Below are 14,078 nucleotides of genomic sequence, written 5' to 3' on the forward strand. Positions count from 1 at the left end.
GGGCTCTTCGCTTTTTAGAGTGCGTTGATCTTCCCCTGCAGCTGCCCGGAGTGGATCAGGCACCGCAATATGTAGTGGTCCAGGTTCCTGAACCCGAGGGCGATTCCCCGCAGGTGCTCCAGCCGTCCGTTGATAGCCTCAACCGGCCCGTTCGACGCGCCGATATCGAAGTAGGCGAGGACGTCCTCACGCCGGCGCCACAAGGTGCGCCCGAGTTGGGCGAGCTCCTCCAGCCCCGCGGGCAGGCCCTTACGAATGCTGTTGATCACCCTGCTCATCAGCTTCTTTCCCTCCGATTTCTTCGGATGACCGTAGGCTGCGATCAGGTCCTGGTAGAACATCCAGGTGACCTCGAGTGCGACGTACTCATCGTCGGTGGCCCACAACAGGTCCAGTCGCTGTTTCTGCTGCTGCGTGAGGTAGTTCGTCCTGGTCAACAAGGTCCGGCGGTGCTTGTACAGCGGGTCGTCCTTGCGTCCACGACGCCCGGTGGTCTCCCGTTGCAGTCGCTGCCGGCACCGGCTGAGCTTCCCAGCTGCCAGATGGATTACGTGAAACGGATCCATCATCTTGGTTGCGTCCGGGAGGACCTGGTCCACGGCGCAGGCGTAGCCGGTGAAACCGTCCATCGTCACGACCTGCACCTGCTGGCGGAAGCTGGGGTCGCGTTCCTGCAGCCACGTGCGCAGCACTTCCGCGCTTCGTCCGGGGCGGATGTCCAGCAGTCGGGCAGGCCCACGGCCGTCGACCAGGGGCGTGAGGTCGACGAGGATGGTCACCAGGTTCGACGGTTCCGTGGGACGGCGGGTGTGTTTCCAGACGTGCTCATCCACGCCGAGGATGCGCACCCCGTCGAGGTGGTGCGGGTCGTCGTAGACGAGCTTACGGCAGGCGTCGACGGCAACCTGGTTGACCAGCGCCCACCCCACCCCGAGTGCTTTGGCGGTGGCAGACACGCTCATCCGGTCGACCGCCAGGCGCTGCAAGATCCAGCGGGTGACGCGGTGGGTGAGCTTGGATCCGTCATCGGCACACGTCAGGGAGGCCTGGAAGATCTTCCTGTCACAGGAGACATTCGCGCAGATGAATCGGGGGACGCGCACGTGCAGACGGGTGGGAAACCCGACGACGGGCAGATCCACCAGCCGACGGAAAATGTGGTCACGCTTGGTGCCGGGCCGGGAGCATTCAGGACAGGCGTCGCTGACGGCCACAGGTGCGGCATCGATGATGGTGATGTTTCCGGCGTCGGCGGCACCGGTGATGGTCAGGCCGATTTCCGCGGTACGGCAGATGGTGTCGGCGACGAGGTTGCCACTAGGCTGCACAGTAGGGTCCTGGTTCGGTCAGATGATGGTGTGGTAACTCTCATCTTGTACCGGCCAGGACCCCTATATGTTGTGCCACCCCGAACTCCGCCCGGTGGTCAGCTACGCACTCCGAAACGCGAAGAGCCGGTTAATCACGTATCAAAGCAGATTTAGAACATGCACTGGAACAGGCCGATGGCCACGAACGAGTCTTAGCGACTGGGGACTGATTCCGATCAATGTCGAAAATATTCTTGCGCTCTGAACTGGCCTTTTCCGATCGTCCGTTTTTGGTGCGCGATCGGAATTAGTCATCCGTGGTCTACGACTATGCGACCTTCCGATTCCGACGCACTCGACGTGACCGACGGACCTGACGCAGACTCTTCGTCGCGAAGGGCCAGACTGCCTTCTCAATCTCGACGATGAACAGCACAGTCACACCGATGGCGGTGCAGTACAGCCACTGCTGCCAGGTCAGCGGGGACAGTCCGATGAGGTCCGCGGCCGCAGGCCATGCGGTCGCTCCCCACTGCAAGAACAGGGCGAAGAATGCCGAGACCAGTAGCAGCGGGTTTCCGAACGGGTTCAGGCGGAACAGGGACTTGCGCAGGGCACGAGCACTGAAGACCTGGAAGAAGTTGAACATCACCATGGTGATCAGCGCCAGGGTGCGCGCCTCCTCTTCAGAGACACCCGCATCATGTGCCAGGCGGTAGACGATCAGCGTGCCGATACCCATCCACATACCGGTGAAGAGGGTACGGAGCCACATGCGCGTATCGAGGATTCCCTCATCGCCAGATCTCGGCTTCTGCTCCAGTTCGTCGCCTTCACCCTTCTCGAAGGACAGTGCAATGTCTTGGATTCCGTTGGTGACCACGTTCATGAACAGCAACATCACCGGCAGGAAGATCAGCGGCAGATCGGTGAAGATGTTCGCGACAACGGCGATCATCAGCGCCAGGCCGTTGGACAGAAGGAAGAATGTCGCCTTGCGGATCGAGGAAAAGGTCACTCGGCCTAGGCGGACGGCGTCGACGATGGTGACGAAGTTGTCGTCGGTAAGCACGACGTCGGCGGATTCACGGGCGACATCCGTGCCCGATTCACCCATTGCCACGCCGATGGAGGCGGCCTTCAGTGCCGGTGCGTCATTGACACCGTCGCCGGTCACGGCCACCGTTTCACCACCGGATTTCAGCAGCTTCACGATGCGCAGTTTGTCTTGCGGACTCATTCGCGCCGCGACAGTTGTGGTCTTCAGACGCTCCTTGAGCTGCGCATCATCAAACGCGCCGATGTCCTGCCCGGTGATCGGTTCGGAGCTTCCGCGCAATCCCAGCCGCTTAGCGATTGCCTTAGCGGTGACCGGGTGGTCGCCGGTGATCATCATGACGTGGATGCCGGCCTCACGGCACTGTTCAATGGATTCGCGCACACCTTCACGAGGCGGATCCATCATGCCTTGCAAGCCAGTGAACTCGAGGTTTTCGGGAGCAGGCAATTCGCCACCGTCGAAGTCCGACAGGACCTTTGAAGCCGTCGCGATGACGCGGAGGCCATCTTCGGCCATGACAAGGTTGGCGTCGTCGATGGCTTGTCGCTCGGAGTCGTCGAGGTCGCAGAACGATGCGATGACCTCCGGTGCGCCCTTCACATGCAGCACCAGTTGCCCCTCGCCGTCCTTCCGCAGCGTCTGCGAGTAGGCGTTTTCCGGCTCATAAGGAAGGTCAGCGATAGGGGAGTCGGTGCGCTCGGAGACTGTGACGACCTCCGCATTCAGCGCAGCCTCGGCCATCGCGACATCTACAGAGTCGCCAATGAGGCCGCCAGAGCTGTGCTCCTTTGCGTCGTTGGTGAGGGCGCCAGTGCGCAGCGCTTTGCGCTGCACGGGGGATAGGTCGCTCTGCTTTACGACGTCCACATCCCCATCCCGCGGAGTCCACAACTTTTCGACAGTCATCTTGTTCACCGTGAGCGTTCCGGTCTTGTCCGAGCCGATCACGGTTGTCGAGCCGAGGGTCTCCACACTGGGAAGGCTCCTGACCACCGCATTTCTTGAGGCCATCCGGGACACCCCGACTCCCATCGCGACGGTCAAGACAACCGGCAATGCCTCCGGCATCGCAGAGACAATCAATGCGACGGTGGTTCGGAACGCTTCACCAATATCGCCGCCGAGCAGGATTGATGCGGCGAAAACACCAATGCCGACCACGATCAGGATGGCTCCGATGAGGCGCTCCAGGCGGTCAGTCAGAAGCTGTAGAGGAGTCTTGTCGGAGTCGGTCTGCACCAGTTCGGCGATGGAGCCGAGTTCGGTGTCGTAGCCCGTTCCGACGACAACTCCCGTCGCCCGGCCCGACACCACCATCGTTCCGGAGTAGACCATCGTCACTCGGTCTCCGACTGGGGAGTCCTCCTTGAGGCCCTCTTCGTCAGTGGACTTGGTGGTGGGCATGACTTCGCCGGTCAGCATTGATTCGTCGACGCGCAATCCATTGACCTCGAATACACGCAGGTCAGCCGGTGCTTTGTCGCCCGATTCTAGAGTCACAACGTCGCCGGGGACCAAATCGGCTGCGGGGATACGTTCGGGCGAGCCGACTCTAATCACTGTGGCCTCTGGTGAAGACAACTGCGCTAAGGCCGCGACGTCCTTCTCTGCTTTACGGGTCTGCCAATAGCCAATGGATGAGTTGAGGACCACGACCAGGAAGATCACGATCGACTCGAACCATTCCTGTTGGATCAGGGTGACGATTCCGGCGATGAACAGGAAGATCACCATCGGTGACGTCAACTGCTTACCGAGCACCACGTACCAGGGGTCGGCGGCAACCTCGTCGATGGCGTTGGGACCGTGCTGCTCCAGGCGCCTGGCAGCTTCGTCATCGTCCAGGCCGATTCCGATATCCGGCGCTTCGACCGCATCACGAACCTCGTCGACCCCAAGCATGTGCCAGGTGTGTGGGGCACTCGGTGGATTCGTCTTCTGAGCGAGATCAGCCATCGGTTCTCTCCTGGAAATATGAAAATCCGTCTACATTCCAGGGTATGTGTCTCGGCGGTTTCAACGGACCGGGTGCACCTGCCCAATTGCGTCACGGCGCAGGGTGCTCTTGACACTTTCGCGCGGTGCTGGCTAATCTCCGAACCGTTCACCCGTCCCCGTCCGAGGAGCGTGCCACAGTGTGGAACCGCGGTCGTCACTTCGCACAGTAAGTGCGCTGATTTCCGCTGCAGCATGACTGCGGCCCGGCTCAGCGCATCCTTCTTCGCTGACGCCTCAGGGGCCCACATGCAACACATCACGCCCGAGAACTCCTCGGTCATCCTCAATGACGTTTCCTTTTCCTGGCCAGACGGATCTTCCGTTTTCTCCGGTCTTTCTGCTGCTTTCGGAACCGGCCGCACTGGCCTGATCGGGGACAACGGCACCGGGAAGTCCACACTGATCCGCTTGATCATCGGTGATCTCACTCCAACTAGCGGATCGATCACAGCTACCGGGGACATCGGCTACCTCCCCCAAGAACTCACCCTCGACACCGATTCCACCGTCGCTGACTTGTTGGGTATCTCTCACAAGGTCGAAGCTCTCGCCGCGATCGAACGTGGCGAGACTGATCCGGAACTGTTCGACATCATCGGCGAGGACTGGGACATCGAGTCCGGTGCCAGGGCCACACTTGATGCTGTGGGGTTGGGGGATGTGGAGTTGGATCGGAGCGTCGGGAGGCTATCGGGTGGTCAGACGATGCTGGTCGCTCTGTCTGGGCTCCGGCTTGCCCGTACCGCGGTCACTGTTCTCGACGAACCGACGAATAATCTTGACCGCGATGCACGCGCAAACTTCTACGACTCCGTGCGGTCCTGGCCGGGCACGCTCATCGTGGTCAGCCACGATCCGCAGCTGCTGGAACTAATGGACGACACCGCTGAACTTTTCGGCGGTTCGCTCACTGTCTACGGCGGACCGCTCAGCGCCTACCGCGAGTACATCGCGCGGGAGCAAGAGGCCGCTGAACAGGCACTACGCACCGCAGAGCAGACGCTGAAGAAGGAGAAGCGCCAGCGCGTGGAGACCGAGACCAAGCTCGCCCGCAGGCTGAAGCAAGGCAAGAAGGCGAACGCGGAGAAACGCGAACCCAAGATCGTCATGGGCAATCGCAAAAGCGAAGCGCAGGTCTCAGCGGCGAAATTCCGCGATGTGCAAGATAACCGAATGGAAGAAGCTAGGGCTGAGATCGATCGGCAGGAGGCTCGCATCCGCGAGGATGAGCACATCCGCATCGACCTGCCCGACCCGGGACTATCGTCCCGGAGGAAAATCATTGAGCTTCCCGACGCCTCCGAAGCCCCCATCTACATCCAAGGCCCCGAGCGAGTTGCCCTGACCGGGCCGAACGGAATTGGTAAGACGCGGTTGGTGGAGATGTTGGTTGAGGGGAACGTCGGGAGGCTTCTTACAGAGCGGGTGGGCTACCTGCCGCAGCGCCTTGACCACCTCGACGAGACGGCGACGGTGCTGGAGGCGGCGGCGCCAGAAGGCGATCCGACGTATATCCGGTACCAACTGGCGAAGTTCCTCTTCGACCAGGACGCGGTGCACCGGGAGATTCGTAACCTCTCCGGCGGCGAACGATTCCGGGTATCACTGGCGCAGTTGCTGCTGGCGCAACCGGCAAAAGAACTGGTGATCCTTGACGAGCCGACGAATAACCTCGACATGAGCAGCGTGGATGCACTCGTCGACGCACTGTCGGCGTACCGTGGCGCCCTGCTTGTGATCAGCCACGATGACGATTTCCTCGACCGCCTCGACCTGGACACACGACTGCTTATCGATGAGGACGGACTACACGTGGTGTCCTACCCGTAGTTACTCCCTGCTGACAACCCTGTCATTCGCTGGAAATGTGTACGGGTATGGACATGCCGATCACGGACTACCTCGATGAAATCCTGGACGAGGTCCGGGACAACGACAACGGGGAGGTCGCCGACTACATACCCGAACTCGCCGCCGCTAATCCCGACCGGCTCGCCGTTAGCCTGTGCACCACCGGCGGGCATATGTACTCCACTGGTGATGACGACATTGAATTCACCATCCAGTCGATCTCCAAGCCCTTCGCCTACGCAATCGCTCTGCAGGAGCTGGGTATTGCAGAGGTGACCAAGGTGGTGGGGATGGAGCCGTCCGGTGAGGCATTTAATGAGCTGTCCTTGGACAAAGACACCAATAGGCCGATGAACCCGATGATCAACGCCGGCGCGATCGCCGTGAACCAGCTGATCAATGGGTCGGACTCCTCGGTGGAAGAGCGTGTCGACCGGATTGTGGACTGGTTCTCCCGTCTGGCCGGCCGAGAACTCCAGGTTGATGAGGAGTTCTGCCAGTCTGAGATCGCAACCGCCGACCGCAACCTTTCCATCGCATACATGCTGCGTAACTACGGGATCATTCAGGACGACGCTCAGGACGCTGTCCTTAGCTACACCCGCCAGTGCTCAATCCTGGTAACGGTGCGCGACCTGGCAATGATGGCCGCGACGATCGCCAACGGTGGCGTGAACCCCGTGACTGAGGACCACATCTTTGATCCTGTAGTCAGCCGCCACGCTCAAGCGGTCATGGCCTCCGCCGGAATGTACAACGGTGCAGGTAGATGGCTTGCGGCGGTCGGAATTCCGGCGAAGTCTGGAGTCTCCGGTGGGCTGATCGGTACTCTGCCGGGACAAATCGGCATGGCGACGTTCTCCCCGCGCCTCGACGGTCAGGGCAATTCCTTCCGTGGCGTCGAGATTTTCACCATCCTCTCTGAGGTCATGGGCATGCACTTGATGAACAACACCGGCCGAGTCAACCGCGCCGTGCGCAACTGGAACTCCGAGAATGGCTCGACCATCATCCAGCTGCAGGGTGCGATCGACTTCCGTGCCTCGGAGAACATCCTGCGTGGTGCCATCCAGGAAGACTTGGAGAAACGAGTCGTCTTGGACCTGGATCGAGTCTCCGGCTTCAACCGTGTTGGTCGGAGGATCATTCTCGAGGGACTGCGTCGACTCACCATGGACGGGCATGCCACCGCTCTCTTCGATCCGGACAATGTGTTGCCGGATCCGGATCTCGGCGACGGGACCTATCCGGAGATGCTCACCGAGAAGCCTTTCGTCACCTCGTATGAGATGGAGGTCGACACCCCGTAGATGGTTTCACGTGAAACATCGGAGCTCTGAGATGGGCTTTGCCACACTTCGCGAGCGTGAATCGTCCTATAGGTATGACTCACAAAATCTCGATTCCAAAACGCTTCTACGCCGCCGCCGTCACGATGGAGGCCGCCTCCAGAGGACTACCGAAGGAGACGGTGCTCCTGGTGAAGTTGCGCGCGTCCTTCCTCAACAACTGCCGGTTCTGCATCGACATGCACACCGAGGAGGCACTCAAAGTTGGCTTCACCGACGCCCGCATCCGCGACATCCGTGAGGGGAACCTAGACAGTTTCTCCGCTGATGAACAACTGATTCTTCAGTTCACCACCGCCGGGACCCTGCTTCCTGCGGAGTCCGTCGACGATTCCCTCCGCCAGCGGGTGGAGGAGAGGTTCGGGGCTAAGCAGGCAGGTGAACTGGTGGCTACGATCGCGACCATCAACATGTGGAACCGGATCGGAGTGCTGAGCGGGAAATGACGACCGACGAGCTGTGGAACAGGGCGCGACCACGACTTCTGGCTGTCGCCGTCAACATCCTCGGCTGGGTCCATGACGCGGAAGACGTGGTGTCGGAGGCGTGGCTGACTCTCCAGCAGCACGAGGAGGTTCGGGACCTCGAAGGGTGGTTGATCCGAGTCGTCTCCAATCTCGCGATCGACGCGGCTCGCTCTGTCGAACGATCTCGCACTGATTACATCGGGCCCTGGCTCCCTGAGTTGGTGGCTGGGGGAGATGTGGGTGAAGACGTCGTAAAGCGAGAGCTTGTAGACCTTGCCTTCGTGCGCCTTCTGCAAACGCTTCGACCTGTTGACCGGGCCACGGTCGTGCTGGTCGATGTCCTAGGGCTGCCCGCCCCGGAGGCAGCGAACATGGTGGGTACGACCTCATCAGCGCTGCGGAAACGGCTCTCCCGTGCTCGCGGGATTCTGCGTGAGGCCGGCGACTCACCGGCAGTTGTGGACCGGAAAACTCTAGAGCGCATCACGACGTCTCTTGCGGCGGCCGACCTCTCAACTTTCCTGTCTCTGTTGTCTGATGGGTGTGTGCTGTGGACTGATTCGGCTGGTCAAGCCTCTGCGGCGCGGCGTCCCGTCTATGGTCGGGACAAGGTCGGACGGTTCCTGGCCGGGATCATCTCGAAATATGGGATGCCCGACGTAGCCATCGTCGAGGCGGCTGGCGGCCCGGTCATCCTGGCAACGTCGCCGGATATGAAACGCGGCATCGTCCTAGAGCACATCGACGGACAGATCACCGGCATCCAGATCCAGCAGAACCAAGCGAAGCTCAACCTCGACTGACGGCAACAGGCACGATGGTCACATGGACTTCACTGACTACCGCACTTATGACGCCCTCGGCCTCGCCGAACTCGTTCGCACCGGGCAGGTCACTCCGGCCGAACTCCTCGAGATCGCCATTTCCCGTGCAGACGCTGTCGACGGTGACATCCACGCACTGAACTACAGGATGTACGACATCGCACGAGCCCGAGCTAGATCCGTCACCGACGGGCCCTTCGCTGGTGTCCCGTTCTTGGTGAAGGATCTCGAGCAGGAGTATGCCGGTATTCCCTCCAGCGGCGGTTCCAGATCTCTGAGAAGCATTCCAGCGCAGCACAATTCAGAGGTTGTTAATCGCTGGCTCGATGCTGGACTTGTGATCTTCGGGCGCACGGCCACCTCGGAATTCGGCACCAAGGGAGTGACCGAACCGGAGGGTGTCCCGCCGACACGGAACCCGTGGGATCTGAAGAGGACTCCGGGAGGATCCTCGGGAGGTACCGCCGCTGCGGTCGCCGCCGGAGTCGTCCCCGTGGCCGGTGCCAGCGACGGCGGTGGGTCCATCCGCATCCCGGCTGCCTGCACGGGACTGTTCGGCCTAAAGGCTGGCCGCGGTCTGATCCCGGCTGGTCCCGGCGCTGCTGAAGGAAACTTCGGCTCGGCCACCGACGGGGTCATCTCCCGGACCGTCCGGGACTCCGCCGCGATGCTCGACGTCCTCAGCGCCCCCGCCGAATCCGGCGCACCCTTTCACGTCGAACGCCCGGCGGAGTCTTATATTGAACTGTCGAAGCGGGATCCGGGCACATTAAAGATTGGCTTCACGACGTCCTCGCCCCTCGGCAATGACGTCTCGGTTGAGGCGGTGGCTGCTGTGGAAAAGACCGTCGGGATGCTCAGGGCGCTTGGCCACGAGGTGAAGCAGGCAGAGCCGGACATTGACGGCCGTCAGATGAGCGAAGATTTCCTGTCGATGTGGTGCGCGATGTTCGCCACCGCGATGGAGGACATCAAAGCCCAATACGGCGCCACAGACAAGGACTTTGAGCTGGATAACCGCCTCCTGGCTGCCGCAGCAAAGCGCATGAGCGCTGCGGACTTCATTCGAGGACAGGCCCGGTGGAACGACTACAACCGTGCGCTGGGCGCATTCCATGACGAGTACGACCTGCTTCTGACACCGACGCTGGCCGAGCCGCCGGTGAAGATTGGTGCGCTGAATACACCGCTGTACCTGCGGATTCTCGGCAGGATTGGGCTGCGAACGGGACTGGCGACGCTGCTGTCGAAAACGACGTTCTGGATGGACCAAGTCCTCGCGAACCTCGAGACGGTCCCATTCACTCAGTTGGCGAACATCACCGGCCGACCAGCAATGTCGGTGCCCACCTACCGGACGCCGAAGGGACTTCCGCTTGGGGTGCAGTTCGTCGGGAGGCTGGGTTCGGAGCAGATGCTCCTGCAGTTGGCCCAGCAACTCCAGGATGAGACCGGCTGGGCCACGGAGTTCGCGCCGCTGCGTTAGTCGGTGTGCTCGAGCAACCAGTTCGCCAGAACCGTCGCGTGATTGATGGTCCGGTCTTTGGCAGCGAACACCAGGACCAGCGGTTCATCGCCGGTGGCCATCTCTTGGAGCTGCTCGAGTTCCTCTCCCTCCATCTCATCAAGTTCTGCGCAGTAGCGGGAAGAGAACTCATCGAACCGATCAGGGTCGTGGTCCCACCACTTCCGTAGCTCCGGCGATGGCGCGACGTCTTGGAACCAGTGGGCCAATTTCACAGAATCTTTGGCAACACCTCGTGGCCACAGTCGGTCGACGAGAGTTTCGGTGCCGACATAGGGGCCATCGTTACGTCTGAGGTCGTGGATCTTGGCGGTGCGGATTCGCTCGGAGGTCATGATCCGAGGGTAAAAGCTAGCCTAGAAATCGTGTACACGATGATAATCCTCAGGGGCTGATGCTCGCGACGGTTCTTGCGGTCGCCGTCGGCGAAAAATACAAGCTTCCTTGGCCGGTGCTGCTCACGGCTGTGGGCGCGGCTGCGGCGTTCTTGCCGGTGGATGTCCATCTCGACATCGAGCCTGAATTGATCCTGCCGATCTTCCTGCCGCCACTGCTGTGGGCGCTGGCGAGGAAGGCGTCGTGGGGCATGTTCCGTTTCAAGTGGCGGACGATGCTGAACTTCTCGGTGCTGCTTGTGTTTGTCACTATCGCGGCAGTCACCGGAACTTTGATGTGGATGATTCCGGGCCTCGGCTTCGCGGCGGCAATGGCTATTGCAGCGGCCATTGCGTCTCCGGACCCGGTTGCCGTCGACGCCGTCGCCGAGCCTTCTGGATCAACGAGGGTGAGACGCCAGCCCTCAAGCCGAACGAGTGTCGGCCAGATGGCGCGTCGGACAGCGGGAATGAGGCTCAGGACCAGCAGAACCAGCAACACTGACGACAGTGCCCAGGACAGGATCAGGCCGAGCAGCAGGTAGCCGAAGGCGAGCCAGGGCCATTTGGTGAATAGGAACCTGGGGGAGCGGAGTGATTGACCGAGTGTGGTGAACATGTCCCTTATTTCACTCCTGACCTGGCCTAAACACAGTGGCCTACGGTGCCGTTTATGGGTAGTTTGCGCGCTACCTTAGGCCGTGGAACCGCTTCATCAGGTCGAGTGTGCCCTGCACCGGCAGTATCCGACGCAGCGGACCGACAACCCTCGCGAACGACCCGCGAGCACGGTACGCCTTGGGCCGATCTGCCAAGATCTCCTCCACGATGACATCGGCCACCTGATCTGCGGTGATGCCCTTAGCCTCGTTGGCATCCAGGCGCGAAATCATAGTTGACATGTCCTGTCCGTACGGTCCGTCCTCCCCATACTTCGTGCGGCGCTGAGAGATACCAGTGTTGATCGAACCCGGCTCCACCACGCTGACACCGATGCCGAACTGCGCTACCTCTCCGCGCAGCGACTGCCCGAAACCACTAACGGCGGCCTTCGTCGCTACATACGACGAACGGTAGGGCAGCGGCATTGAGCCCAGCATCGACCCGACGAACACAATCCGTCCACGTCCCGACGCCCTCATTCCCGGCAACACCAACTGAGCAAGTTGAACCTGGCTGAGGACGTTGACGCGGAAGACGCGCTCGAGGGCGTCGGGAGGCAATTCTTCAAATGCACCGGACTGGCTCTCACCGTGATTGGCGACAAGAACATCCACGGGACCGGTCGCCTCCACCGCTTCACGGACCGATTCGAGGTCATCGCCAACCAGCGGAACCATGGTGATGCCCTCCGGGTGCGGAGCATCAGCGCCACGCCGAGAGGTGCCGTAGACGGTGAAACCGGCGTCGCGAAGCTTCTCCGCGGTGGCCCAGCCGATGCCAGAAGACGCGCCTGTCACCAGCGCAGTGCCGGAGCGGACGGCGGGAAGTTCGGGTCCGTGAGTGAATCGGGTTCGTGCCATGCGCTCAATCTATCCGGACCGGGGCAAAAAGCATAGACCGCTTGGTCTATGCTTGTCGAGAGATTTGGAAACCCACGTAACGAAAGGACGGCGAGCATGACCGATCAGAACAGCGGTGAAGAGACGGCTTACGCGGGTGGAATGGGTACGTCGTTCGCGCACGAGGCGCGGCCAGAGCGACGATTCGCCACCGGTGCGGTGCGCTCGGGTTTCCGTGGCGATGACATGTACGGCTCGATCAACGTGCCCATGTACATGTCTTCCACGTTCGTCCAGGACGACATTGGAATTCTGCGCAAGGGCTTTGAGTACGCCCGCGTTGGCAACCCGACCGTCGCTGCTTTGGAGGGCGCACTCGCCGAGCACGAGGATGCGCGCCACTGTCGCGTCGTGTCCTCCGGAACTGCCGCGATGGACGCGACTCTGCGCTCCCTCCTCGCGCCGGGCGACCACATGATTTTGCCTAACGACGTCTACGGCGGCACCTTCCGCCTCGTCGACGTCATCTACGGCAAATGGGGTGTGGAGTACTCCGTCGTCGACATGACCGACACCGACGCAGTCGCCGCCGCGATCCGTCCGAACACCAAGGTCATGTGGGTGGAGACCCCCACCAACCCGATGCTCTCGGTCGCGGACATCACCGCGCTGTCGGAGCTGGTGAAGGACAACGAGGCCACTCTGGTCGTCGACAACACCTTCGCTACGCCCTATCTGCTGCGTCCGCTGGCGCTGGGCGCTGACGTGGTCGTGCACTCGGCAACCAAGTATCTCGGCGGACACTCCGACGTGGTCGGCGGCGCCGTGCTGACCAACAGCGACGCCATCGATGAGCAGATCGATTTCCACCGCGCCGCCGCCGGCTACAACACCGGTTCGCTGGATGCGTACCTCACCCTCCGTGGCCTGCGCACTCTGCACGTCCGCATGGATCGCCACTGCGAGAACGCCCAGCGTGTTGCTGAGTTCCTCGATGCCCACCCGCTGGTCGAGGAAGTTCTCTACCCGGGTCTGCCGTCGCACGCAGGTCACGAGGTCGCCAAGCGTCAGATGAACGGCTTCGGCGGCATGGTTTCGGTCCGCATGGCCGGTGGCGAAGCCGCTGCACGTGCACTGTGTACCTCGACGAAGGAGTTCATGCTCGCGGAGTCGCTCGGCGGCGTCGAGTCCCTCATCGAGCACCCGGCAGGCATGACTCACCTCGCCGCCGAGGAATCAGAGCTCGCGATTCCCGGTGACCTCGTCCGTATCTCTGTGGGCATCGAAGATATCCAGGATCTCCTCGAAGACCTGGAACAGGGTCTCAACGCTGTGGCGGATCAGCTAGCTCCGTAGTCGGGTGACGTGGCGGAACCTGCGGGTACGCCACCGGGCAACCTTCTCCCGCAACGACGCAGCATCAGCGAACCCGCGCTGCCACACATCGAACTGATCCAACTCCACCCGCTTGAGCAATGGACCCACCGCAGCCAGCGCGCCCATCGGATCACGCTCGCACAGATACACCTGCATCATCNCNACCACCGGATCCGGCGGNGCAANACTGGGCGGATCTGGATCCTTGACCGGCTCCAACGAGCGCACCTGCCCTTGGTACCGGCGGGCCTTGAACTTCTGATGCGCATCTCGAGCCTCAGCTCGCCGCGCGGCAGCGGCAACAGCTTTGCTCGCCTCGTGCTCNCTAATCGCGGAGATAATCTGCTCGGGGCCCTCGTCCGGTGCCATGATCCGCAGGCTCTGCAGCATCCGCACAATCGGCTGGGCCCGGCGGGCCCGCGCAACCAGATTGCGCCACTG

11 protein-coding genes are annotated in these 14,078 nt (G+C 61.5%); 7 read left to right on the forward strand and 4 right to left on the reverse strand.

The genetic code is table 11. From position 1 onward, the window contains the following. Window positions 1–14: 14 nt before the first annotated feature. A complete protein-coding gene (locus YWU_RS0112995; protein WP_027020798.1) occupies window positions 15–1,328 on the reverse strand; it encodes an ISL3 family transposase in 1,314 nt (437 codons plus the stop codon). A 310-nt stretch (window positions 1,329–1,638) separates the two neighbouring features. Beyond that, complete coding sequence (locus YWU_RS0113000) at window positions 1,639–4,326, reverse strand: cation-translocating P-type ATPase (protein WP_051260366.1); 2,688 nt, start codon at window positions 4,324–4,326, stop codon at window positions 1,639–1,641. A 288-nt stretch (window positions 4,327–4,614) separates the two neighbouring features. On the opposite strand from YWU_RS0113000, the gene YWU_RS0113005 reads away from it, so the two are divergent. The 5 genes from YWU_RS0113005 to YWU_RS0113025 all read left to right on the forward strand — a co-directional run bounded on the left by YWU_RS0113005 (window position 4,615) and on the right by YWU_RS0113025 (window position 10,345). After that, window positions 4,615–6,198 (forward strand): ABC-F family ATP-binding cassette domain-containing protein, encoded by a 1,584-nt coding sequence (locus YWU_RS0113005; RefSeq protein ID WP_027020800.1) that lies wholly within the window; start codon window positions 4,615–4,617, stop codon window positions 6,196–6,198. A 47-nt stretch (window positions 6,199–6,245) separates the two neighbouring features. Then, a complete protein-coding gene (locus YWU_RS16985) occupies window positions 6,246–7,529 on the forward strand; it encodes a glutaminase (RefSeq protein WP_051260367.1) in 1,284 nt (427 codons plus the stop codon). Between the two features lie 74 nt (window positions 7,530–7,603). After that, window positions 7,604–8,014: a carboxymuconolactone decarboxylase family protein gene (locus tag YWU_RS0113015; protein ID WP_027020801.1), complete on the forward strand. Its 411-nt coding sequence runs from the start codon at window positions 7,604–7,606 to the stop codon at window positions 8,012–8,014. Continuing rightward, window positions 8,011–8,838 (forward strand): sigma factor, encoded by an 828-nt coding sequence (locus YWU_RS0113020; RefSeq protein ID WP_027020802.1) that lies wholly within the window; start codon window positions 8,011–8,013, stop codon window positions 8,836–8,838. The genes YWU_RS0113015 and YWU_RS0113020 overlap by 4 nt, the downstream gene beginning before the upstream one ends. A gap of 22 nt (window positions 8,839–8,860) precedes the next feature. After that, window positions 8,861–10,345, forward strand: a complete 1,485-nt coding sequence (locus YWU_RS0113025) for an amidase (RefSeq protein ID WP_027020803.1) — start codon at window positions 8,861–8,863, stop codon at window positions 10,343–10,345. On the opposite strand, the gene YWU_RS0113030 is transcribed toward YWU_RS0113025, so the two are convergent. After that, window positions 10,342–10,719, reverse strand: coding sequence for a DUF488 domain-containing protein (locus tag YWU_RS0113030; protein ID WP_034647980.1), 378 nt, complete (start codon window positions 10,717–10,719; stop codon window positions 10,342–10,344). The two genes, YWU_RS0113025 and YWU_RS0113030, sit on opposite strands and share 4 nt — an antisense overlap. Before the next feature lie 59 nt (window positions 10,720–10,778). On the opposite strand from YWU_RS0113030, the gene YWU_RS0113035 reads away from it, so the two are divergent. Continuing rightward, window positions 10,779–11,303, forward strand: a complete 525-nt coding sequence (locus YWU_RS0113035; RefSeq protein WP_027020805.1) for a cation:proton antiporter domain-containing protein — start codon at window positions 10,779–10,781, stop codon at window positions 11,301–11,303. Between the two features lie 144 nt (window positions 11,304–11,447). On the opposite strand, the gene YWU_RS0113040 is transcribed toward YWU_RS0113035, so the two are convergent. Continuing rightward, a complete protein-coding gene (locus YWU_RS0113040; protein WP_034647981.1) occupies window positions 11,448–12,281 on the reverse strand; it encodes an SDR family oxidoreductase in 834 nt (277 codons plus the stop codon). 141 nt (window positions 12,282–12,422) lie between these two features. Here YWU_RS0113040 and YWU_RS0113045 point away from each other — a divergent pair, with 141 nt between their 5' ends. Then, window positions 12,423–13,616, forward strand: a complete 1,194-nt coding sequence (locus YWU_RS0113045; RefSeq protein WP_027020807.1) for a cystathionine gamma-synthase — start codon at window positions 12,423–12,425, stop codon at window positions 13,614–13,616. The last annotated feature ends 462 nt before the right edge of the window (window positions 13,617–14,078 follow it).

This window comes from Corynebacterium sputi DSM 45148 (assembly GCF_000427865.1).
Lineage (GTDB): Bacteria > Actinomycetota > Actinomycetes > Mycobacteriales > Mycobacteriaceae > Corynebacterium > Corynebacterium sputi.

Bases quoted from the DNA above. Each gene is read 5' to 3' on its own strand.
- YWU_RS0113000 (WP_051260366.1), bottom strand. From the start codon at position 4,326: ATGGCTGATCTCGCTCAGAAGACGAATCCACCGAGTGCCCCACACACC.
- YWU_RS0113005 (WP_027020800.1), top strand. From the start codon at position 4,615: ATGCAACACATCACGCCCGAGAACTCCTCGGTCATCCTCAATGACGTT.
- YWU_RS16985 (WP_051260367.1), top strand. From the start codon at position 6,246: ATGGACATGCCGATCACGGACTACCTCGATGAAATCCTGGACGAGGTC.
- YWU_RS0113015 (WP_027020801.1), top strand. From the start codon at position 7,604: ATGACTCACAAAATCTCGATTCCAAAACGCTTCTACGCCGCCGCCGTC.
- YWU_RS0113020 (WP_027020802.1), top strand. From the start codon at position 8,011: ATGACGACCGACGAGCTGTGGAACAGGGCGCGACCACGACTTCTGGCT.
- YWU_RS0113025 (WP_027020803.1), top strand. From the start codon at position 8,861: ATGGACTTCACTGACTACCGCACTTATGACGCCCTCGGCCTCGCCGAA.
- YWU_RS0113030 (WP_034647980.1), bottom strand. From the start codon at position 10,719: ATGACCTCCGAGCGAATCCGCACCGCCAAGATCCACGACCTCAGACGT.
- YWU_RS0113035 (WP_027020805.1), top strand. From the start codon at position 10,779: ATGCTCGCGACGGTTCTTGCGGTCGCCGTCGGCGAAAAATACAAGCTT.
- YWU_RS0113040 (WP_034647981.1), bottom strand. From the start codon at position 12,281: ATGGCACGAACCCGATTCACTCACGGACCCGAACTTCCCGCCGTCCGC.
- YWU_RS0113045 (WP_027020807.1), top strand. From the start codon at position 12,423: ATGGGTACGTCGTTCGCGCACGAGGCGCGGCCAGAGCGACGATTCGCC.